Annotated in this window: 23 protein-coding genes and 1 pseudogene; 13 read left to right on the forward strand and 11 right to left on the reverse strand. The window is 74.5% G+C overall.

The window, feature by feature from the left end; all coding sequences use genetic code 11:
- Positions 1–222 precede the first annotated feature (222 nt).
- The 5 genes and pseudogenes from ACZ4W9_RS34810 (at position 223) to ACZ4W9_RS34830 (ending at position 3,335) form a co-directional block, all read left to right on the forward strand.
- Complete coding sequence (locus ACZ4W9_RS34810; protein WP_467942494.1) at positions 223–672, forward strand: ATP-binding protein; 450 nt, start codon at positions 223–225, stop codon at positions 670–672.
- A 740-nt stretch (positions 673–1,412) separates the two neighbouring features.
- Positions 1,413–1,670 carry a hypothetical protein gene (locus ACZ4W9_RS34815; protein WP_467942496.1) on the forward strand — a complete coding sequence of 86 codons (258 nt, stop codon included), beginning with the start codon at positions 1,413–1,415 and terminating at the stop codon, positions 1,668–1,670.
- 38 nt (positions 1,671–1,708) lie between these two features.
- Entirely contained in the window at positions 1,709–2,494 is a 786-nt protein-coding gene (locus ACZ4W9_RS34820; protein WP_467942497.1) for an HD domain-containing protein, read from the forward strand.
- A gap of 169 nt (positions 2,495–2,663) precedes the next feature.
- Positions 2,664–2,921, forward strand: a pseudogene (locus ACZ4W9_RS34825) (hypothetical protein); the annotation flags it as partial.
- Between the two features lie 54 nt (positions 2,922–2,975).
- Entirely contained in the window at positions 2,976–3,335 is a 360-nt protein-coding gene (locus ACZ4W9_RS34830; protein ID WP_467942499.1) for a hypothetical protein, read from the forward strand.
- Positions 3,336–3,437: 102 nt separating this feature from the next.
- Here ACZ4W9_RS34830 and ACZ4W9_RS34835 read toward each other — a convergent pair whose 3' ends face one another.
- The 3 genes from ACZ4W9_RS34835 to ACZ4W9_RS34845 form a co-directional block, all read right to left on the reverse strand.
- Complete coding sequence (locus tag ACZ4W9_RS34835) at positions 3,438–4,451, reverse strand: MASE1 domain-containing protein (protein WP_467942500.1); 1,014 nt, start codon at positions 4,449–4,451, stop codon at positions 3,438–3,440.
- Positions 4,452–5,124: 673 nt separating this feature from the next.
- Positions 5,125–5,955, reverse strand: a complete 831-nt coding sequence (locus ACZ4W9_RS34840; protein ID WP_467942501.1) for a PP2C family protein-serine/threonine phosphatase — start codon at positions 5,953–5,955, stop codon at positions 5,125–5,127.
- An 86-nt stretch (positions 5,956–6,041) separates the two neighbouring features.
- Complete coding sequence (locus ACZ4W9_RS34845; RefSeq protein WP_467942503.1) at positions 6,042–6,362, reverse strand: hypothetical protein; 321 nt, start codon at positions 6,360–6,362, stop codon at positions 6,042–6,044.
- Positions 6,363–6,651: 289 nt separating this feature from the next.
- Here ACZ4W9_RS34845 and ACZ4W9_RS34850 point away from each other — a divergent pair, with 289 nt between their 5' ends.
- The 3 genes from ACZ4W9_RS34850 (at position 6,652) to ACZ4W9_RS34860 (ending at position 10,096) form a co-directional block, all read left to right on the forward strand.
- Complete coding sequence (locus ACZ4W9_RS34850) at positions 6,652–7,236, forward strand: hypothetical protein (protein ID WP_467942504.1); 585 nt, start codon at positions 6,652–6,654, stop codon at positions 7,234–7,236.
- A gap of 157 nt (positions 7,237–7,393) precedes the next feature.
- On the forward strand, positions 7,394–8,548 hold the full coding sequence (locus ACZ4W9_RS34855) for a Cmx/CmrA family chloramphenicol efflux MFS transporter (protein WP_467942505.1): 1,155 nt from the start codon (positions 7,394–7,396) through the stop codon (positions 8,546–8,548).
- Positions 8,549–8,650: 102 nt separating this feature from the next.
- Positions 8,651–10,096: a glyceraldehyde-3-phosphate dehydrogenase gene (locus ACZ4W9_RS34860; protein WP_467942506.1), complete on the forward strand. Its 1,446-nt coding sequence runs from the start codon at positions 8,651–8,653 to the stop codon at positions 10,094–10,096.
- 100 nt (positions 10,097–10,196) lie between these two features.
- Here ACZ4W9_RS34860 and ACZ4W9_RS34865 read toward each other — a convergent pair whose 3' ends face one another.
- The 4 genes from ACZ4W9_RS34865 to ACZ4W9_RS34880 are packed head-to-tail and all read right to left on the reverse strand — an operon-like array spanning position 10,197 to position 14,179.
- On the reverse strand, positions 10,197–11,012 hold the full coding sequence (locus ACZ4W9_RS34865) for an ABC transporter permease (protein ID WP_467942508.1): 816 nt from the start codon (positions 11,010–11,012) through the stop codon (positions 10,197–10,199).
- An 11-nt stretch (positions 11,013–11,023) separates the two neighbouring features.
- On the reverse strand, positions 11,024–11,917 hold the full coding sequence (locus ACZ4W9_RS34870; RefSeq protein WP_467942509.1) for an ABC transporter permease: 894 nt from the start codon (positions 11,915–11,917) through the stop codon (positions 11,024–11,026).
- A gap of 3 nt (positions 11,918–11,920) precedes the next feature.
- Positions 11,921–13,120 carry an ABC transporter substrate-binding protein gene (locus ACZ4W9_RS34875; protein WP_467942511.1) on the reverse strand — a complete coding sequence of 400 codons (1,200 nt, stop codon included), beginning with the start codon at positions 13,118–13,120 and terminating at the stop codon, positions 11,921–11,923.
- A gap of 27 nt (positions 13,121–13,147) precedes the next feature.
- The gene (locus tag ACZ4W9_RS34880; protein WP_467942512.1) at positions 13,148–14,179 is read right to left on the reverse strand and encodes an ABC transporter ATP-binding protein; all 1,032 of its coding nucleotides are present in this window, start codon (positions 14,177–14,179) and stop codon (positions 13,148–13,150) included.
- 110 nt (positions 14,180–14,289) lie between these two features.
- Between ACZ4W9_RS34880 and ACZ4W9_RS34885 the strand changes: the two genes are divergently transcribed.
- Positions 14,290–15,042: a FadR/GntR family transcriptional regulator gene (locus ACZ4W9_RS34885; protein ID WP_467942513.1), complete on the forward strand. Its 753-nt coding sequence runs from the start codon at positions 14,290–14,292 to the stop codon at positions 15,040–15,042.
- Between the two features lie 38 nt (positions 15,043–15,080).
- A complete protein-coding gene (locus tag ACZ4W9_RS34890) occupies positions 15,081–15,842 on the forward strand; it encodes a cache domain-containing protein (protein ID WP_467942515.1) in 762 nt (253 codons plus the stop codon).
- A gap of 60 nt (positions 15,843–15,902) precedes the next feature.
- On the opposite strand, the gene ACZ4W9_RS34895 is transcribed toward ACZ4W9_RS34890, so the two are convergent.
- The 3 genes from ACZ4W9_RS34895 to ACZ4W9_RS34905 form a co-directional block, all read right to left on the reverse strand.
- The gene (locus ACZ4W9_RS34895; RefSeq protein ID WP_467942517.1) at positions 15,903–17,270 is read right to left on the reverse strand and encodes an alkaline phosphatase PhoX; all 1,368 of its coding nucleotides are present in this window, start codon (positions 17,268–17,270) and stop codon (positions 15,903–15,905) included.
- Positions 17,271–17,489: 219 nt separating this feature from the next.
- Complete coding sequence (locus ACZ4W9_RS34900) at positions 17,490–18,452, reverse strand: LysR family transcriptional regulator (RefSeq protein ID WP_467942519.1); 963 nt, start codon at positions 18,450–18,452, stop codon at positions 17,490–17,492.
- A 358-nt stretch (positions 18,453–18,810) separates the two neighbouring features.
- On the reverse strand, positions 18,811–19,698 hold the full coding sequence (locus ACZ4W9_RS34905; protein WP_467942520.1) for an NAD(P)-dependent oxidoreductase: 888 nt from the start codon (positions 19,696–19,698) through the stop codon (positions 18,811–18,813).
- Positions 19,699–19,786: 88 nt separating this feature from the next.
- Here ACZ4W9_RS34905 and ACZ4W9_RS34910 point away from each other — a divergent pair, with 88 nt between their 5' ends.
- The 3 genes from ACZ4W9_RS34910 (at position 19,787) to ACZ4W9_RS34920 (ending at position 22,137) form a co-directional block, all read left to right on the forward strand.
- Complete coding sequence (locus ACZ4W9_RS34910) at positions 19,787–20,137, forward strand: winged helix-turn-helix transcriptional regulator (RefSeq protein ID WP_467942521.1); 351 nt, start codon at positions 19,787–19,789, stop codon at positions 20,135–20,137.
- Positions 20,138–20,377: 240 nt separating this feature from the next.
- Positions 20,378–20,950, forward strand: coding sequence for a TetR/AcrR family transcriptional regulator (locus ACZ4W9_RS34915; protein WP_467942575.1), 573 nt, complete (start codon positions 20,378–20,380; stop codon positions 20,948–20,950).
- A gap of 17 nt (positions 20,951–20,967) precedes the next feature.
- Entirely contained in the window at positions 20,968–22,137 is a 1,170-nt protein-coding gene (locus tag ACZ4W9_RS34920) for a GDSL-type esterase/lipase family protein (RefSeq protein ID WP_467942523.1), read from the forward strand.
- Between the two features lie 86 nt (positions 22,138–22,223).
- Here ACZ4W9_RS34920 and ACZ4W9_RS34925 read toward each other — a convergent pair whose 3' ends face one another.
- Positions 22,224–22,895 (reverse strand): class F sortase, encoded by a 672-nt coding sequence (locus tag ACZ4W9_RS34925; RefSeq protein ID WP_467942525.1) that lies wholly within the window; start codon positions 22,893–22,895, stop codon positions 22,224–22,226.
- Positions 22,896–23,308 lie beyond the last annotated feature (413 nt).

The following is a 23,308-nucleotide window of genomic DNA, read 5'->3' on the forward strand; positions in this document are numbered from 1 at the left end:
AGAGGGAGAAAACGAAAACAACAAAAAAAAACAACCACACCCCCCCCCCCCCCCCCCCCCCCCCCCCCCCCCCCCCCGCCGGGGGGCCGGGGCCGTTCGTGTTCATCCGAGGGATTCCTCGCAAACGTCCCCTTGACCGGCGCCCCAGCGGGTAGCCGAGCAGGGACGGCACCCCTGTGCACAGGAAGGGCCCCTGACCCCAGAGGAAAAGGGCAACTAGGTATGGACATCCCGCTCAGGACCCACGCGACGACGCGGGACCGCCCGGCGGTCCTGCGTTACAGCCGCACCTGGGACACCGGCGTCACCAGCATCGCCGAGGCCAGAGAGGCGGTCGCCGACCTGCTCGCGCGGGCGCGGCCGGCCCCCGGACGGCGTCCGGTCCAGGATGCCCAGCTGGTGGTCAGCGAACTCGTCACCAACGCGGCCAAACACGCGCCCGGCCCGTGTGCGCTGGGCCTGGAACTGCTGCCCGGCGAGCGGGCGCTGCGCGTCACCGTCACGGACACGTCCCCGGAGCCGCCGTGCAAGCGCCCGCCCGACCCGCGGCGGGTCGGCGGCCACGGTCTGCACCTGGTGGCGATGCTCGCCGGGGACCTGGACGTGATGTGGCTGTCCCACGGCAAAAGGGTCTCGGTGACGGTACCGCTGACCCCGCAGTCCCCCGACTGACCGGCTCCCCGCGCCCACCCCGGGCCTTTCGGCCGCCGGCCGCCGAGACGATCAGGCCAGGCACCGCCCCACAGCCCGACCGAGACGTCGGGCGAGGCACCCCAAGCCCGGCGGACCCCTCGGGCCCGGTGAGACCCTGGGCCGGACGCCCCGCCCCGCCCGAGACCTCCGCCCAGGACACCCCGCGCTCGACCCGGCGGCGTGCGCGCCTTCCCCGGCGGGCGGCGAGCCGCGGCACGGGCGAACCTCGACAACCCCGGCCGCCCCGGTCACCCCGGCCGCCCTTGAGACGGTGCGGCATTCCGGCGTCCGTCCCGGCCCGCCGCCGTACCCGACCCACGCCCACGCCCCGCGATCAGGGCGGCGAATCCGTCGGGCACGTTCACCACGACGACCTCCCCGAACCCTGGCCGGCCCCGGCCACCGGCCGGCCGTGCGCCAAGCGGGGCGGACGGGCCCGGCGGGGCCGCTCGGCCGTTCCGGGCGCGGGGAGCGCGGGCGGCCGTGCCGGGCTCGGTGGAGACCTGCGGGGTGCCGCTCGTCACGACGGGCGGCCGGCGACGGCTGGTGACCGGGGAGAGCACGGCGAGGCGTGGCGTACGGCGGCTGCGCGGAAGCGCACGCGCCGCTGCCCGCCGGAACGGTATGCCACGGCCTCCTGCGCTGAGGGCGCGGAAGCCCGGCGCCGGCGAGGCGCCCAGGGAAACGGCCGGGGAAGCCGTGAGCGAGGAGGAGACGCCATGATCTCGGGCAGGGCCGGGCGGGGGCTGCTGGTGCGGTCCTCCGAACTGCTGAGGGCGGGCGGCTCGGCGGCCCTGCGCTTCGGCGTGTCCCACGCGGGAGCGGCGTCCGCGGCGGACCCCGTCTACACGGTCGTACCGCAGCGGGAACGCCGGGAGCCACCCCGGCCCCGCTCCCGGCCGGGCCCGCCGGTGCTGGCGGAATTCCGTGACTGTCTGTCATTTTCGCCGCTGTCGGCCCTCACCGGCCGTTCCTAGGCTCACGGTGACCAGTCGCCCGTGAGAGGAACGCCCAGATGACCGAGGCACACACCGACGGGCGTGACATCACCCGGCGCACGGCGCTCCGGCGGGGGGCCGGGGTCGCCGCGGCCGGCGCGGCGACCGCGTTCGCCGGGCCGCCCGCCGCCGCCCACGCCCGGCCGGGCCCGGCCGCCGCCGCGCTGCCCGCGACGGTGGCCGGGGTCCGCGTCCCCGACAGCGCGCTGGCCCGGCGCACCGTGGCCTTCGCGTGCCGGGTCAGCTCCCCGTCGCTCTTCCAGCACGTCCTGCGCAGCTATGTCTTCGGCGCGCTGGTGTTCGACCGGCAGGAGGTGCGCTACGACCGGGAGCTGGCGTTCGTCGCCACCGTGCTGCACGACCTGGGTCTGGTGGAGGCGTACCAGACGCCGGCCGAGCGTTTCGAGGTCGACGGCGCCGACGCCGCGCGCCGCTTCCTGGACCGGCTGGGGATGCCGGCCGAGCGGGTGGAGGTGGTCTGGGACGCGATCGCCCTGCACACCAGCATGGGCATCGCGACGCGCAAGAGGCCGGAGATCGCCCTGGTCGCCGTGGGGTCCGGGCTCGACTTCACGGGCAACGGGCTGGAGCGGATCCCGGCCGACGCCGTGGCGGAGGTGCTGGAGGCGTTCCCCCGGCTGGAGTTCAAGAAGACCGCGCTGGACACGGTGCTGTCGCTGTGCCGCACCAAGCCCTTGGGGGAACTGATGCACCCCTTCGCCGAGGTCGGCCGCCGTCACCTGCCCGGCTTCCCGGTGCCCACCGTCGAGGACCTGCTGATGTCCGCGCCCTTCGCGGAGTGAGCGGGTGCGCGGGGCCGCCGGGGTCGCGTGACCCCGAGCGGCCGGAGACGCCGTGCCCGCGGGGCCGCGGGACGATCGAGGCACCCGAGCGGGAGGGGAACCCGTGGGCGTGCGCACCTGGATCGACTCCCGGCCGGTCCACCGGTAGCTCCCGGGCACGGAACCGCCGGGCCGCCGGACCGCCGCGAAGAGCGCGGCGAGCGCCCGGCTGACGCCCCGGGTGGCCATGGCGGACCGGGCGGTGAAGTCCGTCTGCCCGTACTACTCGGTGGGTGCGGCCAGAACGTGTACGCCCAGGACGGCCGGGTCGCCCGGATCGAGGGCGACCCCGACTCCCCCGTGTCCCGGGGCCGGCTGTGTCCCAAGGGCGCGGCCGGTCTCCGGCTGACCTCCGGGGGACGCCAGCGAGCACCACGTCCTCTACCGCCCGAAACGCCGGGAGGCACGTTGACGGGGGCGCCGCCCGGGTACCCGGCGCCGCATGGACGAGCACGCACACGACCGCGACCGACAGGACGACGACGCGACGGCGGCCGAACGGGCCGCCCGGCGGCGGCGCGAGGAGGACCGCGAGCGGGCCGGCGCCGAGCCGTTCGACTACCCGTACCCCGAGCGCCGCGCCGGGGTCCGGGCCCGGCGTCACATCAGCGAGGCGCAGGCCGCCGCGGACACCCCGCCGGGCATCCCCGGGGGCTACGGCACGACCGGTGGCGGCCGGCCCGGCGCGACCGGTGCCGCCCACCCGCCGGCCGCCGGGCGCCGCACCTCGGCGCAGACCCCGGCCGCCGGACCCGGTGGCGACGACGAGGGCCCGGCGAACCGCTCGAAGCCGAGGCACTGACCCGGGAACGCGCGAACGCGACGCGGGGTCGCCCGGCCCCGCAGGGGCGGCGGGGCTGCCGGCGCGTACCGGTCGCCGGTGCCGCGGGCCGGGCCGGGCCCGTCACGGGATGCCGGTGGGGCGGGGGCGGTCGTCGGGGTCCGGGCGGGGGCGGAGCGGCGGGGCCTCGCCCGCGGTGAGGTGTTCGAGCACCTCGACCAGCTCCTGGCAGGCCCGCTCCACCGACCGGCGGGTGTTGCGCTGCTCGATGATCACGGCGGACAGCAGCAGCGCGGTCAGGGCGGTGGTCCCGTTGAACGCCTGGAGCTTCAGCATGACCTCGATCCGGTTCAGCCCGGCGAACGCGCCGGTGCCGTCCGTCGCGGCGGCGGTGGCCACCACGGAGGTCAGCAGCGCGCACAGCACACTGCCCACCAACTGGAAGCGCAGCGCCGCCCACACGACGACCGGGTAGACGAGGAAAAGCGTGCTGATCGGGCTGTAGGCGGCCAGCGGCACCAGCAGGCAGGCGACGGCGGCCAGCGCGGTCGCCTCCTTCCAGCGGCCCAGCGGCAGCGGCAGGCGGGCCCGGTGCAGCGACAGCAGCAGCGGGGTGACGATCAGGACGCCCATCGCGTCCCCCACCCACCAGGCGAGCCAGACGGGCCAGAAGCTGTGGGCGGGCAGGCCGTCCGTGAGGACGAGGAGGCCGGCCCCGAAGGTCGCGCTGATCAGCGTGGCCGCCAGCGCCGCCAGGAACACCAGGGCGAGGCCATCGCGCAACCGGCTGAGATCCGTGCGGAAGCCGGCCCGGCGCAGCAGGAGCACCGCGCACACGGGCGCGGCGGTGTTGCCGCAGAGGACTCCGAGGATCTCGACGTCGGGCGTGGTCAGGGACAGCACGGCGAAGAAGGCGCCGAGCGTGATGCCGGGCCAGCAGCGCAGACCGAGGATCAGCAGCGCGGCGACGGCGACGCCGGTGGGCGGCCAGACGGGGGTGACGACGGCGCCCTCGACCGTCAGCTCGCGCAGCAGGCCGAGCCGGGCCGCCGCGTAATAGCAGGCGGCGACGGCGACCACCTGGACGGCAAGGCCGCCCGGCCGACGCGGCTCCTCGATACCCACCACAGCAGCCATCTCACACCGGCGGGCGCGGGTCGGCGAGGCGAGGCGCGGTCCCGTCCGCCCCTCTGGCTGAACGCCGGGCCGCCACGGAACCCGGTCGGGCCGGACGCCGGGCGTCCCGGAACCCCCGGTCGACCGGACGCGGGGCCCCCGCGGAACCTGGTCGGCCGGACGCGGGGCCGCCGCAAAACCCGGTCGGCAAAACACCGAGCCGCCACAAAACCCGGCCGGCCGGACGCAGAGCACCCCGAAACCCAATCGGGGCCGGACGCCGGGTGCCCCGGAACCGGTCGGCGGGACGCGGAGCCGCCTCGGAACCCGGTTGCGGAACACCGGGCCGCCCCGGAACCCGGCCGGCGAGCCGCCGGACACCCCGAAACCCGGTCGACCGGACGCAGGGCCGCCGCCAAACCCAAACGGCCGGACACGGGACACCCCGAAACGCACCCCGAAACCCAATAGGCCGGACGCCGGGTGCCCCGGAACCGGCCGGCGGGACGCGGAGCCGCCTCGGAACCCGGTTGCGGGACGGTGGGCCACCCCGGGATCCGGCCGGCGGGCCGCCGGGCCGCCGAGGGGGCCGGTCGCCGGACTCCGGGCACGACGACGGTCCGCCGGCCGAGCACCGGCCATCGCACAGTCCGCCCGGCCGGCGCCCCGCCGCCACGGGGGCGGGCGGGTCCGGTCAGGCCCGGGCGCACGGGCCGTCGAGGCCGACGACCAGGACGGCGGCGTCGTCCTCGTGCCCGACGCTCTCCGCGCCCTTGATCACGGCCGACGCCAGCGCGTGGGCCTCCAGCCCGGCGACGGCGGCTATGCCCGCGAGCCGTACCACCTGGTCCAGGCCGTCCTCGATGTTCAGCGAGGGTCCCTCCACCACACCGTCGGTGAGCAGCACGAACACCCCTCCCGTGGTGAGGCGGTGCCGGGTGACGGGGAACTCCACGCCCCGTTCGACGCCGAGCGGGGGGCCGCCCTCGTCGTCGACGACCCCGGATTTCCCGTCGGCCGTGGCCCACACGAACGGGATGTGCCCGGCCCGCGCGCTCTCCAGCACCCCGGTGACCGGGTCCAGCCGCATGAAGGTGCAGGTGGCGAACAGCTCACTGCCCAGGGAGAGCAGCAGGTCGTTGGTGCGGGCCAGCAGCTCCCCCGGTTCGCCGGTGACCGAGGCGAGTGCCCGCAGCCCGGCCCTGACCTGGCCCATGAACGCTGCGGCCTCGATGTTGTGGCCCTGTACGTCGCCGATGGTCAGCCCGATCCGGCCGTCGGGCATGGTGAAGGCGTCGTACCAGTCGCCGCCCACGTTCAGGCCCAGGTTGGCGGGCGTGTACCGCACCGCGACGTGGACTCCGGGGGCGACGGGCAGGTCCCGGGGGAGCATGCCCCGCTGGAGGGCGATGGCCAGCTCGACCTGGGTGCGCTGCAGCTGAGCGCGTCGGCGCGCCTGGGCGGTGAGCGAACCGAGTCGGGCGAGCAACTCGTCGCCTTCGTCCGTGGTGCGCTTGCGGGGCATCGATCACTTCCGGCGGGGCGGTGACTCTCGGCGGGCCGGTAGCCCGAATTTTCAGCAAACGCCTAGATTTTACCTATTTAAGATGATCAGTGGATTTCGGAGTCGATGCCGGTGACCACCGCGGGCCCCAGCGGCGCGTTCCGCTCGTCCAGTCCCGCGTCCCGGAGCGCGTCGCCAGCGAGCCGCCGGGCCTGCTCCTCGGCGTGCGGGCGGGTGTCCGCGTCGACGGTCAGGCGCAGGGTGAAGGTGTTGTCGTCGTTGACGCTGAGCACGTCCAGGTCCTCGGCGTTGCCCATGTGGGTGCCGTGCGGATCGGCGGGCCTGAGCGCCCTGGCCAGCCGGGTGCGGGCGTCGGCCCCGATCCCGCTGGTGAAGGTGCCGGGGACGCTGATCACGTAGGTCGTCATGAGACGGTCCTTTCGTCGGGCGTCCCCTCGTCTACCCCGTTTCCGGGGCTTCGCACGGACCCGGCGGGGGTACGCCGGCCGGCTCCGCGTCATCTCCCCGCCCGTCACCCGAGGCCCGCCAACCGCCGCCCGTCACCCGAACGGTGGATGTGCACGTGTCGGCTCCGGGGGCGGGCCGGGCGGGGGTGGGAGATGACGGAGGCGGCTCCGTGCCGCGCCACGGGGCCGGCCCCGCGCCGCGCCCCCCGTCTTCCGACCCGACGTATCCGAAGGGCATCCCGGGCATCCCATGCGTCTGCACCGTCGTCCGCTCGCCGCCGCGCTCGGCGGTCTCGCCCTCGTCCTGACCGCCACGGGCTCCGCGCTCGCCGCCGACGGCACGTTCGCGTGGACCGGGCCCGGGGGCAAGACGTACGGCATCCAGAACCCGCCGGACAACAAGTGCCTCGACATGGCCCAGGAGGCGCGCGGCGCCCGCGACGGGACGAAGAAGGCCCGCGTGGCCTACACGCGGAAGCGGTGCAAGGGAACGGCGACGCGGCTCGCCCCCGGCAAGGCGGCGCCCGTGGCGCCCGCTTCGCCGGCGTCGTCGTCAACCCGCGCCGACCCGCACCACCCGGCATCGGGGGCCTGCACCGCCCGCGCACACATCCCCCGCACACCCGCCCGCGCGCCGCCGCGCACAACCCGGTGGCGCACGCCCGGGGCCGCGCGTTACCGTGCGGGTCATGTCCAGCCCCGAGGCATCCAGACGCTAGCCACCGGCCGTCCGGTGGCCTTTCGTCGTTCGCTCGCCACCACCGGGCTGTCGTCCTCCGGGTTCCGGACCGGCACGCACCTCTCTCCCGCTGTGCCTCCTCACTCGTCCGTGTGACGCGTCGCCCTCGTACGGGCGACGGTGCCGGCCGGGCCCGCACGCGCCGCCCCGCGCGCCCGGCCGTCCGTGCGTTCCAGGACCACACCCACCGGTCGTGACCGTCGCGGGTCCGCGTGCTCGCTGTCCGTCCGTGACAACGGTATGTGGAGTCTTGATGCCTTTCGCTCTCTATCTGCTCGGGCTGGCGGTGTTCGCCCAGGGCACGTCCGAGTTCATGCTGGCCGGCCTGGTGCCGGACATCGCCCGCGATCTCGGGGTCTCGGTGCCCACGGCGGGCACGCTCACGTCCGCCTTCGCCGTCGGCATGGTCGTGGGCGCGCCGGCGGCGGCGCTGCTCGCCCGGCGCCGCCCGAGCCGGCCGTCCCTGCTGGTCTTCCTCGGAGTGTTCCTGGCCGTGCACGTCGCCGGGGCGCTCACCTCCGACTTCTCCGTCCTGCTCGCCACCCGGGTGCTCGCGGCCCTGGCCAACGCCGGGTTCCTCGCCGTCGGCCTGACGGCGGCGACCGGCATGGTCGCGCCGGACGCCAAGGGCCGGGCCACCGCCGTGCTGCTCGGCGGCACCACGCTCGCCTGTGTGGCGGGGGTGCCGGCGGGTGCCGTCCTGGGCCAGTTGCTGGGCTGGCGCTCGGCGTTCTGGGCGGTGGCCCTGGTGTCCGCGCCGGCGCTGGCGGCGATCGCCCGGTCGGTGCCGCGCGGCCCGGCCGCCGGGGGTCCGGTCCCGGACGCGGGCACGGAACTGCGGGCGCTCGGCCGCCCCGGGCCGCTGTCGTCGCTGTGCCTGGCCGCGCTCGTCAACGGCGCGACCTTCTGTACGTTCACCTACCTGGCGCCGCTGGTGACGCGGGTGTGCGGGCTCGGCCCGGGCTGGGTGCCGGCCGTGCTGGCGCTGTTCGGCGCGGGGGCGTTCGCGGGGGTGACGGCGGCGGGCCGGCTGGCGGACCGGAGCGCCCGGCCGGTACCGCCCGCGGCCGGTGCCGCGCTGCTCGCCGGCTGGACCGCGCTGGCGCTGGCCGCCGGACGGCCCGCGGTGGCCCTCGCCCTGGTGCCGGTGCTGGGCCTGCTGGCCTTCGGGGTGGGCGCCACGCTGGTCACCCGGGTGCTGTACGAGGCGGCCGACGCGCCCTCGCTCGGCGGCGCGTTCGCGACGGCGGCGCTGAACGTGGGCGCCGCGCTCGGTCCGGTGCTGGGCGGCGCCGCGCTCGACGGCGGGTTCGGCCACCGCTCCCCGGTGTGGGTCAGCGCGCTGCTGACGGCCGTCGCGGGGCTGGTCGCCCTCGGTCGGGGACACCGCGGGGAGCGGCCCGTGTGACACCGGCGCCGGCGTGCCGGTGAAGTGGCCTGGAGGGGGCTATAAACGCGCCACACGCGTGTGGTTATCATATGAGCGCTGCCTAGCTCGAAAGATGGATCCGTGACTGTCAACGACGACTCGTTCACCAACTGGAAGATCCGCGAAGAGATCGCGGAGTCGATGATCCCGCTCATCGGGAAGCTGCACCGCGAACGGGACGTGACCGTCCTGCTGCACAGCCGCTCCCTGGTGAACAAGTCGGTGGTCAGCATCCTGAAGACGCACCGCTTCGCCCGGCAGATCGCCGGTGCCGAACTGTCCGTCACCGAGACGATGCCGTTCCTCCAGGCCCTCACCGCCCTCGACCTCGGGCCGTCCCAGATCGACCTCGGCATGCTGGCCACCATGTACAAGGCCGACGAACGCGGCCTGAGCGTCGAGGAGTTCACCGCCGAGGCGGTCGCCGGCGCCACCGGGGCCAACAAGATCGAGCGCCGCGAGCCGCGCGATGTCGTCCTCTACGGCTTCGGCCGCATCGGCCGCCTCGTCGCCCGCCTGCTGATCGAGAAGGCGGGCTCCGGCAACGGCCTCAGGCTGCGCGCCATCGTCGTGCGCGGCGGCGGCCCGCAGGACATCGTCAAGCGCGCCTCGCTGCTGCGCCGCGACTCCATCCACGGCCAGTTCCAGGGCACCATCACCGTGGACGAGGACAACAGCGCGATCGTCGCCAACGGCAACGCCGTCAAGGTGATCTACGCCGACGACCCGACGTCCGTGGACTACACCGAGTACGGCATCCGCGACGCCATCCTCATCGACAACACCGGCAAGTGGCGCGACCGCGAGGGCCTGTCCCGGCACCTGCGCCCCGGCATCGAGAAGGTCGTGCTCACCGCGCCGGGCAAGGGCGACGTGCCCAACATCGTGCACGGCGTCAATCACGACACGGTCAAGCCGGAGGAGCGGATCCTGTCCTGCGCCTCCTGCACCACCAACGCGATCGTCCCGCCGCTGAAGGCGATGGACGACGAGTACGGTGTGCTGCGCGGCCACGTGGAGACCGTCCACTCGTTCACCAACGACCAGAACCTGCTGGACAATTACCACAAGTCCGACCGCCGTGGCCGCTCCGCGCCGCTGAACATGGTCATCACCGAGACCGGTGCCGCCTCCGCCGTCGCCAAGGCCCTGCCCGACCTGAAGGCGAAGATCAGCGGCAGCTCGATCCGCGTCCCGGTGCCGGACGTCTCGATCGCGATCCTCAACCTCCAGCTGGCCCGCGAGACCACCCGCGAGGAGGTCCACGACTACCTGCGCGAGGTGTCGCTGACCTCGCCGCTCAAGCGCCAGATCGACTTCACCACGGCGCCCGACGCGGTCTCCAGCGACTTCATCGGCTCCCGCCACGCCTCGATCGTGGACGCCGGCGCCCTCAAGGTCGACGGCGACAACGCGATCCTCTACCTGTGGTACGACAACGAGTTCGGCTACTCCTGCCAGGTCGTCCGCGTCGTCCAGCACGTGTCGGGCGTGGAATACCCGACGTACCCGGCCACGGCGGTCTGACCGCAGCCGCGCCGCGTACGCGTACGGCCGCCGGCCGGGGTCTTGGCCGGCGGCCGTCTCCGTGGCCGGGCGCGGGACCGGGCCGCCCGGGGGCGTTCGTCTATACGCGGCTCGACGTGGCCGTGTCGGCGGACAGCCGCTGGGCCGCGTAGACCGGGATCACCGACAGCAGGACGAGCACCGCGGCCACGACGTTCACCACCGGTGCCTGCCGTGGCCGGGCCATGTTGTCGAAGATCCACAGCGGGAGGGTCTGGACACCCGGACCCGCGGTGAACGTGGTGACCACGATCTCGTCGAAGGACAGCGCGAAGGCGAGGAGGCCGCCCGCCAGCAGCGCGGAGCGCACGAGCGGGAACGTGACGTCCACGAAGGCCCGCAAGCCGGTCGCGCCGAGGTCCTGGGCCGCCTCCTCGTACGAGCCGGCCGTACGGCGCAGCCGGGCCACCACGTTGTTGAAGACCACGACGACACAGAACGTGGCATGCCCGACGATCACGGTGAACAGCCCGAGGCCCACCCCGAGCGGCGCCAGCACCGTGCCGAAGGCCGAGTTCAGCGCGATGCCCGTGACGATGCCGGGCAGTGCGATCGGCAGCACCACCAGGAAGGACACCGTGTCCCGGCCGAAGAAGCGGTGCCGGGCCACCGCGAAGGCGAGGAGGGTGCCGAGCACCAGCGCGAGGGCGGTGGCCCCGAGCCCCGCCTTCACCGACACCCACAGCGCCTGCCGGACACCGGGGTTGTGCGCCGCCACCGACCACCACCGCCCGGTCAGTCCCGGCGGCGGCCAGCCCGCGCTGCGGTCGGGGTTCAGCGAGTTGAGCAGGACCAGCAGCAGCGGGACGTAGATCACCGCGAAACCGAGCCCGGCGCCGGTCCGCAGGGCGATCCGCGCGGTGCGGCCAAGACGCATGGCGTTCCTTCCTACAGGCTGTCGAGGGCACCCGTACGGCGGATCGCCAGCAGATAGAGGACGATCACGGCGACGGGCACGGTGCCGAGGGCCGCGGCCATGGGCAGGTCGAGGTCGATGCGGGAGTACACGAGGTTGCCGACGAGCTGGGTCTTGCCGCCCACGATCTGCACGGTGATGTAGTCGCCGAGGCTGAGCGAGAAGGTGAAGACCGAGCCGGCGGCGAGGGACGGCAGCACCAGGGGCAGGACGACCGAGCGGAAGGTGCGGCCCGGCCGTGCCCCGAGGTCGGCGGACGCGTCGAGCAGCCCGGCCGGCACCTGCTCGAGCGCGGTGTGGAGCGGCAGGATCATGTACGGCAGCCACAGGTAGGTCAGCGTGAGCACCGTGGCGGGCAGGCCGTAGCCGGGGCCGCGCAGTCCGAACGGGGCGAGCGTCCAGTCGGCGAGCCCGCCCTCGGAGAGGATCAGCCGCCAGGCGTACACCTTGACGAGGTAACTCGCCCACAACGGCGTGAGGATCGCCGCGACCAGCACCGGACGCCGGCGCGGTGCGGCCACCCGGGCGGTGTAGAAGGCGACCGGGAAGGCGAGCACCGCGCACAGCGCGGTCACCGCGAGGGCCACCGTGACGCTGCGCAGCACCACCTGGCGGTAGACCGGTGTGGTCAGCAGCGCGTGGAAGTTGTCCGCCGACCAGACCTTGACCACCCGGGAGGTGAAGGAGTCGGTCGTCCAGAAGGCGGAGACGAACAGGACCGCCAGCGAGCCGAGGTAGAGGACGGTGAGCCAGAGCAGCGGGGCGGTGAGCAGGAGGGCGAGGCGCAGCCGGGGCCCCCGGTGCAGGAGCGCGGCGAGCCGCCGCACGGGGCTCCGGCCGGCGGCGGCCGGCCCGTCGGTCGGCACGGCTCAGCCCTTGATCTCGGTCCAGGCCCGGACCCACTCGGCGTACGGTACGCAGGTGGTGTCCCGGCGGCCGTCCAGGCACTGCTCGATGGGCGTGTTCCAGAAGGCGATCTTCTTCCAGTAGCCTTCGTCGGCGGCGTGGTAGGCCGTGCAGAAGTTCTTGTCGGCGGTCTCGGCGCAGGCCCGGGAGTTGGCCGGCGCCTCGCCGAAGTACTCGGCGACCTGGGCGTTGACCTTCGGCGAGACGATCCAGTCCAGCCATTTGTAGGCGCAGTTGGGGTGTTCGGCCTTGCTGGAGACCATCCAGGTGTCCGACCAGCCGGTCGAACCCTCCTTCGGCACCAGCGTCCTGACCTTCGCGCCCTCGGAGGCGGCGAGGCCGGCGATCACCTGCCAGGTCGTGCCGACCACCGAGTCGCCGCTCTTGAAGGCCGAGACCTCCTTCAGGTAGTCGTTCCAGTACTCGCCGATGTATCCGTTCTGCCGCTTCAGCAGCGCCACGGCCGCGTCGAACTGCTTCCGGTCGAGCGCGTAGGGGTTCTCAATCCCCAACTCCGGGCGGCGGGCCTTGAGATACAGGGCCGCGTCGGCGATGTAGATCGGCGAGTCGTAGGCCGTGACGTGCCCCTTGTACCGGGAGGCGTCGTCGAAGACGGCCGACCAGGAGGTGGGCGCCGGTGTCACCTTCTCGGTGTTGTACATCAGCAGATTGGCGCCCCGGCCGTGCGGGATCCCGTACATCCGGCCCTTCACGGAGTTCCAGGCGCCGTTCTTCAGCCCGTCGAAGACGTGCGCGTAGTTCGGGACCAGGCCGGTGTTGACGGGGGCCGCGTCCCCGGAGGCGATCAGGCGCAGGGAGGCGTCACCGGAGGCGGAGACGGCGTCGTAGGCGCCGGTCTTCATCAGCTTGACCATCTCGTCCGAGCTGGCGGCGACCTTCGAGCGGACCTGGCATCCCGTCTTCTTCTCGAAGCCGCCGACCCAGTCGGCGCGGGGGTCGTTGGAGCCGTCCTCCACATAGCCGGCCCACGCGATCAGGTTGACCCGTCCTTCGGTCCGGCCCAGCTTGGCCGGGGCCTTCAGGTCGGGCGGGTTCAGGCCGGTGGCGGACGAGCCGCCGGATCCGGAGGAGTCGCAGGCGGTGGCGAGCAGCAGCGCGGCGGCGCAGAGGGCCGCGGCGCGCGGGGTACGGGTGGGACGCACGGCGTTCTCCAGGGGCGGGAAGCGGGATCAGGAAGGGAACCGGACGACGTGCCGGCGGTGCCACCGCAGGCACACGCGGGTGCCGCGGTAGGCGGCGACGTCCGCGGAGGAGGTCTCCAGGTTCTGCTGGAGCGCGGCGAGCCGGCCGCCGCCGTCGAGGTCGACCACGAAGCGGGTGGCGTCCCCGAGGTAGACGACCTCGGCCACGGTGCCGGTGGCGGTGGCGTGGTCCGGCTCGTCCGGTCCGGCGGACTCCTTCAGCACGCGGATCTTCTCCGGGCGGATGCCGTAGGTGCCCGGCGAACCGGTGATCCGGTGGGCCGTCTCGCCGTCCAGGAGGTTGGAGATGCCGACGAAGGAGGCGACGAACGCGGTCGCCGGGCGCTCGTAGACCTCCGCGGGGGTGCCGGTCTGGGCGATCCGGCCCCGGTCGACGACGGCGATCCGGTCGCTGAGGGCCAGGGCCTCCTCCTGGTCGTGGGTGACGAGGACGAAGGTGATGCCCACCTCCCGCTGGAGCGCCTTGAGTTCGACCCGCATCTGCTCGCGCAGCTTCAGGTCGAGGGCGCCGAGCGGTTCGTCCAGCAGCAGCACGCGGGGCCGGCCGACCAGCGCGCGGGCCAGCGCGACGCGCTGCCGCTGCCCGCCGGAGAGCCGGCCGGGCCGCCGCTGCCCGTAGCCTTCGAGGCGGACCTCGGCGAGCGCCTTGCGGGCTCGGACCAGCCGTTCGGCCTTGGGCACCCCCCGCACCCGCAGCCCGTAGGCGACGTTCTGTTCGACCGTCATGTGCGGGAAGAGGGCGTAGTCCTGGAAGACGGTGTGCACGTCCCGCTCGAACGGGGCCAGCGAGGTGACCTCCTGCCCCGCGAGTTCGATCCGGCCCCGGTCGGGTGTCTCGAACCCGGCGATCAGCCGCAGCAGGGTCGTCTTCCCGGAGCCGGACGGGCCGAGCAGCGAGAAGAACTCGCCGTCCCGTATCTCCAGGTCGACGCCGGCCACGGCGGCCGTCTCGCCGAACGACTTCCGCAGGCCCTGCAGCCGGATCGCCATTCCCTCCATACGGGAACCCTTCTGGCGCGCTGAACGTTGAGCGTAAACATATGAAGTCATAGGTCACAGCTCAAGAGGGCCTTAAGGTAAAGGTTCAGTCAACGCGTGAGGTGGTGATCGTGAACCGGCACAGAGCGGACGGCGGTACGGACGGCGGTACCCGCCGGGCCGTCTTCAGCCCGGTGGACGGCCGGGCCCGGGTCGACGCGGTCGTCCGCCGCCTCGGCGACGCCATAGAGCTGGGTCTCCTGGCCGACGGGGAGCAGCTTCCCGGCGAGAGCGAACTGGCCGCGCAGCTCGGTGTCTCCACGGTCACCCTGCGCGAGGCGCTCATGGCCCTGCGGCAGCGGGGCCTGGTCACCACCCGGCGGGGCCGCGGCGGCGGCAGCTTCGTCGCGCTGCCCGAGGTCCCGGCCGACGACCGGCTCAAGGACCGGCTGCGCGGCTGGGGCACCGACGAACTGCACGACCTCGGCGACCACTGGGCGGCCCTGACCGGCGCCGCCGCCCGGCTCGCCGCCCGGCGCACCGAACCCGCCGATCTGGAACCGCTGCGCCGTACGGCGCGGGAGCTGGCGGGGGCCGCGGACGCCGCGGCGCGCGGCCGGCTGTACGGCCGCTTCCACGTCGAACTCGCCGCCGCCGCCCAGTCCGCCCGGCTCACCCGCGAACAGGTCGCCCTGCAGGGCGAGGTGGGCGCGCTGCCCTGTCTCGTCCTCGCCGAGGACGCGTATCGTGAAGAAGTTGCGGACCGGCACCGCCGCCTCGTCGCCGCGGTGCAGGATGGGGCCGACGAAACGGCCGGCACGCTGGCCGAGCGGTGCGTCAGGGAGTCGACGGCGCGGCTCGTCGCCGTACGCCTCACCCTCTGACCGCGCCGTGTGACGGTTGCCGTCCGCTGGAGGACACCATGGGCGTCAGGTCCCGGCTCGCAGCCGTCGTCACGGAACCGGAGACCCGGGTCGCCGCGCAGGTGGGCGCCGCGCTGGAGGCCGTCTTCGAGACGGTCGCCGCCACCCGCGCCGCCACCACGGCCCTGCTGCGCGAGGTGGCCGCCGAGGGGCGCCGGCCCGTCAGCCGCGACCTCGCCGCCCTGCGCCCCGCACTGCACGCGCGGCTGGCCCGGGAGGCGATCGTCTCCGGTGCCGGTTTCGTCGCGGCGCCCGGGCTGCTGGCCGACGCGCCGGCCTGGCTGGAGTGGTGGCAGTCGGACGCGGACGGTGTCGTACGCCCCCTGCTGCTCGATCTCGACCCCGGCCGGTCGGCCTACTCCGACTACACGCACTGGGACTGGTTCGCGCTGCCCCGCGACACCGGGCGCCGGGCCGTGGCCGGACCGTACGTGGACTACCTGTGCTCCGACGAGTACAGCCTCACCGTGTCCGAACCGGTGCGGGCGCGGGGCGACTTCGCCGGGGTGGCGGCGGCCGACGTGTATCTGCGGCACTTCGAGGCGGCCGTGCTCCCGCTGCTGCGCGGCCTCGCCCGCCCGGCCCACCTGGTGAACGCGCGCGGCCGGGTCGCCGCCTCGGCCGACACCGCCCATCTCGCCGGCTCCCTCACCAGGGGCCCGGACTTCGGCGCACTGCTCGCCGCCGCCCGGCCCGGCACCCATGACGGGCTGCGGCTGGTGCCGTGCCGGGGCGTGCCCCTGGTGCTGGTCCTGGCCTGACGCGGCCGGAACGCGGCCGGAAGGCCCGGGACCGGCGGCCCGCCCCGGCGGACGGCGCGGCTAACCCCGCCAGGGACCGGTCACGGCGAACGTGGTGCCGGGGGTGTAGCAGTTGACGTACATCGTCTCCCCGCCGGGGGCGAAGGTGACGCCGGCGAACTCGCCCCACTCCGGTTCCTGGTCCGTTCCGATGTTCTGCCGGCCCCGGGCCAGCGCGTACACCTCGCCCCGGCGGGTCAGGCCGAAGACGTGCTGGGCGCCGTTGCCGTCCTCGCAGACCATCAGGCCGCCGCCGGGTGCGAGGCAGATGTTGTCCGGGGACTCGCCGGGCAGCCGTACATCGGTGTCCGGGCCGAACACGACGACCAGGGTCAGCCGGCGGTGCGCCGGGTCGTAGCGCCAGACCTGGCCGTAGTGGTCGGCCGCGGAGCCGTCGGCGCCGCGCGCGAAGGACGATACGAAGTACACACTGCCGCCGCCCCAGTAACAGCCCTCCAGCTTCTGCGCGTGGGTGATGCCGCCGGGGCCGTAGTCCTGGAACCTGGTCGGCGTGGCGGCGGCCAGCGGGTCGGGTACGTCCACCCACTCCACGCCGTCGAAACGCGCCCCGGTCTCCTGGACCGCCGACAGGTCCGGTACGCCGGGCACCCGCATCGCCTGGAGCCGGCCGCCGGCGCGCAGCGATCCGACACCGCCCAGCGGTTTGTGCGGCAGGAGGCGGTAGAAGAGGCCGAAGGGTCTTTCGAAGGCGTCCTCCGTCTCGTAGACGACGCCGTGGCGCGGGTCGATCGCGACCGCCTCGTGCTGGAAGCGGCCCAGCGCGGTCAGCGGCACCGCGCCGGTGCGGTGCGGGTCGGTGGGGTGCACCTCGAAGACGAAGCCGTGGTCCTTGGTGTACCCGTTGGTGCCGGCCTTGTCCTCGGTCTCCTCGCAGGTCAGCCAGGTGCCCCACGGGGTCGGCCCGCCCGCGCAGTTGACGGCCGTACCGGCGATGGCGACCCGCTCGGCGAGCACCCGCTGGTGCCGGTCGAGGGTCAGGGCCGTGCAGCCGCCCTTGCCCGCCGGGTCGTAGGTGAGGCCGTCGACGGCCGGCACCGGGATCGCGGCGGTCGCCCGGTTCTCGTGGTTGCGGACGAGGTGCGTACGGCCCCGTGTGCCGGCGAAGGCGGCCATGCCGTCGTGGTGGGAGGGCACCCGGCCCTCTCCCGAGCGGAGCGGGTCGCCCTCGCGGGAGAGCACGGTGTAGCGGAAACCTTTCGGCAGGTCGAGCAGGCCGTCCGGGTCGGGAACGAGCGGACCGTAGCCGGTGCCGCCCATGCCCCGGGCGGCGGCCGTACCCGCGAAGACCTCGGACAGGGCCCCGGTGAAGGCGATGCCCGCTCCCAGGGCACTCGCTGCGGACAGGACCTGACGGCGTGTTGCAGACATACGGCGGTGACCTTCCTGCTGGCGGACAGGAACCGTGACCCCGCCGTGTCTACCACCTGCCGGTGGCCACGGGAACCACGCGCGGCACGCGGGTGCCGCCGATCGGCGCAGTACGGGCTCCCCGCGGCCGGGGCGGGACGCGCCGGGGTCCGGCGGAGGGGGACGGCCGTGTCCCGGCGGTGTTCCCCGTCCCTTGCGCCCCTTGCACCCCTTGCGCCGCTATGCCCCCGGTGTCCCGGCGGCGCTCCAGGTGCGGGAGGCCCAGGTGCGCAGGTGGGGGGCCTGGGCGACGAGGTCGCGGTAGGCGTCCGTGGCGGAGCGGACGACGGTCTCCACGAGGTCGTCGGTGACGGTGTCCGGCCGCCAGGCCAGCACATACCGGCACCACAGCGGGGCGCCCTCCAGCGGCTTGACCACGACGTGCGGGATCGGCCGCAGCGTCGGCTGCACCAGGGACACCCCGAGCCCGTCGGCGATCATGCTCTGCAGCTGGGTCTGGTCGCCGAGCCATTCGTGCACGGTGTGCGGCGTGAACCCGGCCGCCGCGCAGGCGTCGAAGAACACTCCCGGCCAGCCGGCACCGTCGTCGGGGGTCACGAACCAGGGGTCCTCGGCGAGGTCGGCGAGCCGCACCTGGGGGCTCGGCCGCAGCCGGTGCCGGGCGGGCAGGGCGACGAAGGTGGGCTCGGTGACGATCCCGCGGTGCCGGACGGCGGCCGAGTGCCGTAGCTCCATGCCCGGGTAGTCGGCGGCGATGGCGGCGTCCACCGTGCCGTCCTCCAGCAGTTCCACGATCCGCGAGGACGCGTAGACGCTGGTGACGCCGAGGGTCAGTTCCGGCAGCCGGGCGCGGATGCGGGAGACCGTGCCGGACAGCATCGGCGAGTTGGTCGCGGCCACGCGCAGGGTGCGGCGGGGGCGGGCGGCGGCCGGCCGGTGCCCGATCGCGGCGGCCCGCGCGAGCACGTCCCGGGCCTGCTCGACGACCTCGGTGCCGTAGCGGGTGGGCCGCACCCCGCCCGGCCCGCGCTCGAAGAGCGGCTCGCCCAGATGCCGTTCGATGCGCCGGAGCTGGGTGCTCACGGCGGGCTGCGCATACCCCAGCTGCGCGGCGGCCCGGCCCACGCTGCCGGCGTCGGCGATCGCGCACACCACCCGCAGGTGCCGCAGTTCCAGCTCCATCGGTCCGCTTCCCCCCGTTCGTCTCCTGCGGCCGGCCCGGCGGCGGGGCCGGGCGGCGCCCGGTGCCGGGGCCCGCGCTCCGCCGTGTGTGTGCTCCGCCCCGGGGTTCGCGCACGGCCCGTGGCCCGCGCACCGCCGGACCGGGCACGGTGGCGACCGGCGGACCGAAGCGTTCCATGGCGTGCCGCCCTGCACAAGTCGCAGGTCCGCCGGGGTGCCGGGGGCAGCGGACCGGCGCTGTCCTGCCTGGTGGTGCGGGGCCGGCGGGGGCCGGCAGGTCGCGGAGCGCGGCCGGCGGTGGCGTGCGGGGCCGGACCCTGCGCCCCCCACGCCCCCGCCGGCCGCGCCCGCGCTCGGTTCAGCGCCGTCCCAGCACCTCCGCCACCCGCATGAACCCGTCCTCCCCGTGTCCGAGGCCGACGACGCGGCGGGCCAGGCCCTCTACCGAGCGCATCACCCCCGCGTCGATGCCGTGGGACTCGGAGACGGCGATGACGTGGGACATGGTGGAGACGGCCGAGGTGACGGGGTTGATCTCGCCGGAGTAGGTGCCGTCGTCGGCGTCCCGCGCGAACTCCTCGAACAGGGGCGGCAGGATCGCCGCGATGCCCTGGGCGAACGGCGCCAGTTCCCCGGCGGTGACGCCCTCCGCCCGGGCGATCGCCACGGCGTGCGCGTAGCCCGCCATCGCGGTCCAGAAGATGTCGAGCAGCGCGATGTCGAAGGTGGCCGCGCGCCCGGTCTCCTCCCCCAGGTGGGTGTGCGTCCCGCCGAGCGCCTCCAGCACCGGCCGGTACCGCTCGTACAGGTCGCGCGGTCCGCTGTGCAGGAAGACGGCGTCCGGGGTGCCGATGCTGGGGGCCGGCGTCATGATGGCGCCGTCCAGGTAGCCGATGCCGTGGGCCGCCGCCCACTCGGCGGTGTCCCGGGCGCGGTCCGGGGTGTCGGCGGTCAGGCTGACGACGGTCCGGCCCTTCAGTGCGCGGGTGACCCCCTCGTCGCGCAGGATGGTGTCGGAGGCGTCGTAGTTCACCACGCAGACGACCGTCACCTCCGAGGCGGAAACCGCCTGTTCCGCCGTCTCCGCGGCGATCGCGCCCCGCTCGGCCAGGTCCCGGGCCTTCCCCGGCGTGCGGTTCCACACCGTGGTCCGCAGGCCGGCCTCGAGGAACGCGTTCGCCAGCGAGCGGCCCATCGGACCGAGGCCGAGCACGGTGACGGCAGGAAGATTCGCAGGTGTCGACATGTTGCAGCTCCCGTAAGTAGTGATCATGTTGGGCCATGGGACAAGAGCGGCCGGACGGGCCGCGGGGACCGGACGAAGAGGACGACGAATGACGCGTAGCCGTGCCCAGGACCCGGACGTCTGCGGAGTGACCGCCGCGATCGCCGTGATCGACGGCAAGTGGAAGACGTCACTGCTGTGGATGCTGGAGTCCGGCCCGCACCGGCCCGGCGAACTGCGCCGCCGGCTGGCCGGGTTGAGCGAGAAGGTGCTGACCCAGGCGCTGCGCGAGATGGAGCAGGACGGCCTGGTGCATCGGGAGGTGCACGACGTGCTGCCGCCGAAGACCGTGTACTCGCTGACCGCGTTCGGCCGCGACCTGGCCGAGGCCCTCGGCCCCCTGGCCGAGTGGGGCCACCTCCGTCTGGACCGGCTCCGCGCGAGCGAGGCGGCGTCCTGACGCGCCTGTGGCCGTCACCTCCCGTCCGTTCTCCCGGCAGCCCCTGACCTCGGGAAACAGCCTCTCCCGGACGGCCGGGGCTGCCAAGTACCCACAAAAAAGTGGGTGTTCGGCGGCTCCGGGGAAGCCGGTCGCGCCCGCCGATGGACTGGGACCTCGCGAACACCTAATCAATAATCCCGTTTGCCTAAAACCTTTAGGAAGTTCCATAATCGTCTCCGGCAGACAGGAGAGACGATGATGGTGCGTGCGGGTCTGACCACCGAACGCCTGGTCCGGGCCGGGGCGGAACTGGCCGACGAGGTCGGCTTCGAGCAGGTCACGGTCTCGGCGCTGGCCCGGCGGTTCGACGTCAAGGTCGCGAGCCTGTACTCGCACCTGCGCAATTCCCAGGACCTGAAGACGCGGATCGCGCTGCTCGCCCTGGAGGAGATGGCCGACCGGGCCGCCGAGGCGCTGGCCGGCCGGTCCGGCAAGGACGCCCTCGCCGCCTTCGCGAACGTCTGCCGGGACTACGCCCGCGCCCACCCCGGGCGCTACACGGCGGCCCGCCACCCGCTGGACCCCGCGACGGCGGCCGGCAGCGCCGGCGTCCGGATCGCCCAGCTCACCCGGGCCATCCTGCGCGGCTACGACCTGCCGGAGCCGGACCAGACCCACGCCGTACGCCTCCTCGGCAGCGTCTTCCACGGCTACGTCAGCCTGGAGACGGCCGGCGGCTTCGACCACAGCGCCCCCGATTCCGAGGAGTCCTGGGCCCGGATCCTGGACGCCCTCGACTCCCTGCTGCGCACCTGGCCCGCCCGCCCCTGAGACCCCTGGCAGACACGATGCACACCATCCCCCTGACCCCCGGCCTGATCCGCGGTGCCCTCGAACTGGAGCGCACCGGACGCGGGTTGCTGCCGCACCGGCTGCCCGCCCGGGCCCGCGCCCAGTGCGCCGACCCGCAGCTGGCGCTGGCCGAGTCCCAGCCCTCCGGTGTACGTCTGGCCCTGCGCACCCGCGCCACCGCCGTCGAACTGGACGCCGTGCCGACCAAGCGCGTCTACCCCGGCGCACCGCCCCGCCCGGACGGCGTCTACGACCTGCTCGTGGACGGCCGCCCGGCCGGCAGCGCCACCCTCGCCGACGGCGACACGCTCATCGTCGACCTGGCCACCGGCTCCGCCGAGCACCGGCCCGGTCCCGTCGGCACCGTGCGTTTCGCGGGTCTGCCGGACACCGTCAAGGACGTGGAGATCTGGCTGCCGCACAACGAGCGGACCGAACTCGTCGCGCTGCGCGCCGACGCCCCCGTGGAACCCGTACCGGACCGGGGCCGCCGGGTGTGGCTGCACCACGGCAGCTCCCTCAGCCACGGTTCCGACGCGGCGAGCCCCACCACCACCTGGCCCGCGCTCGCCGCGTCCCTGGGCGGGGTGGAGCTGATCAACCTCGGGCTGGGCGGCAGCGCGCTGCTCGACCCGTTCACCGCTCGCGCGCTGCGCGACACGCCCGCCGACCTGATCAGCGTCAAGCTCGGGATCAACGTGGTCAACACCGACCTGATGCGGCTGCGTGCCTTCGGCCCCGCCGTGCACGGCTTCCTCGACACCGTCCGCGAGGGCCACCCCGGCACCCCGCTGCTCGTCGTCTCCCCGGTCCTGTGCCCGATGCACGAGGACACGCCCGGACCCACCGCCATGGACCCGGCGGCCCTGGGCGAGGGGCGGTTGCGGTACCGGGCCACCGGGGATCCCGCCGAGCGCGCGGCCGGGAAGCTCACCTTGGAGGTCGTCCGGGAGGAACTGGCCCGGATCGTGCGCGAACGGGCCGCCGAGGACCCGCGGCTGCACTACCTGGACGGCCGGGAGCTGTACGGCGAGGCCGACTTCGCCGAGCTGCCGCTGCCCGACGGCCTGCACCCGGACCCGGCCGGCCACCGCCGGATCGGCGAGCGGTTCGCGGCCCTGGCGTTCGCCCCGGGCGGCCCGTTCACCGCGTGCGCGGCCACCTGACCGGAGCCCGTCCCGTCACCCGGGCGACATCCGGCGTGCCGCCCGGCCCAAGACCTCCGGCGCCCGCCCGCGGCGGCCCCGGTGGCTCACACCAGATGGGCGAAGACGACCAGGTTGTCGGTGTAGTCGCGCACCGAGCGGTCGTAGTCCCCGGCGCAGGTGATGAGCCGGGCCTCGGGACGGTCGGCGTCCGCGTACACCCGCTCGCTGGGGAAGTCGTCCTTGGCGAAGGTCTCGGCGCTGTCCACGACGAACTCCGCCGTACGCCCGTCGGCCCGCTCCACGGAGAACCGGTCGCCGGGCTCCAGCCGGCCCAGGTCGGCGAAGACGGCCGCCGAGGTGACCGTGTCGACGTGCCCGGCGATGATCGCGGTGCCCCGCTCACCGGGCGAGACACCGCCGGCGTACCAGCCGACGAGGTTGGTGTCGGCGGCGGGCGGGGGCTGGAGCTGACCCGAGGGGCCGAGGGCCAGGGTGGTGAAGGGGGCGTCCACGGAGATCTCCGGGATGCGCAGCCGGGTCGGCGCGGACCGGGGCAGCGCCTCGTCCGGCTGGCGGGGACCGGCCGAGGCGGCGGCGCCGGCGCCCGGGGCCCGGTGCGGCGCGGGCTCACCGGCCGACCGCTGGCCGCCGAACAGGCTGACGGCGAGGAAGACCGCCGCCACCCCCCACAGCGTCAGCCGCCCGCCGTAGCCGGCGGGCCGGTCGTCCGCCGGCGCCGTGGGGGAAGCGGGGGGCGCGGAGGGATCTGCTGCCATCGGACACCACCTCACTCGGACACGGCAGCACGGGGATCGAGCCAGGAAGGAAGCGCGCGGGGCATCTGACGGCACCCCGGGCGCGGGCCCGGTGACGCCGGCCCGAGCGCGGGGGCCGGTGGCAACCCGGGAGGCGGGAGCCGTTGGTGGCGCCCCGGACGCGGGAGCGGGTAGCGACCCGGGGACTGGAGCCGGTGGCAACCCGGGCGCGGGGGCTGGCAGCGACCCGGACACGGAAGCCGCTGGCAACCCGGGAGGCGGAAGCCGGTGGCGGCGATCCGGACGCGGGAGCCGGTGGCGGCCCGAGCACGGAGGCCGAAGGCGACGGCCCGGGCACGAAGACCGGTGGCGGCCCCGACACGGGAGCCCGTCGCGGGGCCCCGGCACGGAAGCCGACGACGCCCCAAGCACGG

Source organism: Streptomyces sp. NPDC029296 (assembly GCF_055569255.1).

Coding starts and splice junctions, on each gene's coding strand:
- ACZ4W9_RS34840 (WP_467942501.1), bottom strand. CDS start 5,955: ATGCCCCGCAAGCGCACCACGGACGAAGGCGACGAGTTGCTCGCCCGA.
- ACZ4W9_RS34925 (WP_467942525.1), bottom strand. CDS start 22,895: ATGGCAGCAGATCCCTCCGCGCCCCCCGCTTCCCCCACGGCGCCGGCG.
- ACZ4W9_RS34820 (WP_467942497.1), top strand. CDS start 1,709: ATGACCGAGGCACACACCGACGGGCGTGACATCACCCGGCGCACGGCG.
- ACZ4W9_RS34890 (WP_467942515.1), top strand. CDS start 15,081: ATGGGCGTCAGGTCCCGGCTCGCAGCCGTCGTCACGGAACCGGAGACC.
- ACZ4W9_RS34895 (WP_467942517.1), bottom strand. CDS start 17,270: ATGTCTGCAACACGCCGTCAGGTCCTGTCCGCAGCGAGTGCCCTGGGA.
- ACZ4W9_RS34850 (WP_467942504.1), top strand. CDS start 6,652: ATGCGTCTGCACCGTCGTCCGCTCGCCGCCGCGCTCGGCGGTCTCGCC.
- ACZ4W9_RS34920 (WP_467942523.1), top strand. CDS start 20,968: ATGCACACCATCCCCCTGACCCCCGGCCTGATCCGCGGTGCCCTCGAA.
- ACZ4W9_RS34835 (WP_467942500.1), bottom strand. CDS start 4,451: ATGGCTGCTGTGGTGGGTATCGAGGAGCCGCGTCGGCCGGGCGGCCTT.
- ACZ4W9_RS34910 (WP_467942521.1), top strand. CDS start 19,787: ATGACGCGTAGCCGTGCCCAGGACCCGGACGTCTGCGGAGTGACCGCC.
- ACZ4W9_RS34830 (WP_467942499.1), top strand. CDS start 2,976: ATGGACGAGCACGCACACGACCGCGACCGACAGGACGACGACGCGACG.
- ACZ4W9_RS34880 (WP_467942512.1), bottom strand. CDS start 14,179: ATGGAGGGAATGGCGATCCGGCTGCAGGGCCTGCGGAAGTCGTTCGGC.
- ACZ4W9_RS34845 (WP_467942503.1), bottom strand. CDS start 6,362: ATGACGACCTACGTGATCAGCGTCCCCGGCACCTTCACCAGCGGGATC.
- ACZ4W9_RS34905 (WP_467942520.1), bottom strand. CDS start 19,698: ATGTCGACACCTGCGAATCTTCCTGCCGTCACCGTGCTCGGCCTCGGT.
- ACZ4W9_RS34810 (WP_467942494.1), top strand. CDS start 223: ATGGACATCCCGCTCAGGACCCACGCGACGACGCGGGACCGCCCGGCG.
- ACZ4W9_RS34815 (WP_467942496.1), top strand. CDS start 1,413: ATGATCTCGGGCAGGGCCGGGCGGGGGCTGCTGGTGCGGTCCTCCGAA.
- ACZ4W9_RS34855 (WP_467942505.1), top strand. CDS start 7,394: ATGCCTTTCGCTCTCTATCTGCTCGGGCTGGCGGTGTTCGCCCAGGGC.
- ACZ4W9_RS34915 (WP_467942575.1), top strand. CDS start 20,378: ATGGTGCGTGCGGGTCTGACCACCGAACGCCTGGTCCGGGCCGGGGCG.
- ACZ4W9_RS34900 (WP_467942519.1), bottom strand. CDS start 18,452: ATGGAGCTGGAACTGCGGCACCTGCGGGTGGTGTGCGCGATCGCCGAC.
- ACZ4W9_RS34865 (WP_467942508.1), bottom strand. CDS start 11,012: ATGCGTCTTGGCCGCACCGCGCGGATCGCCCTGCGGACCGGCGCCGGG.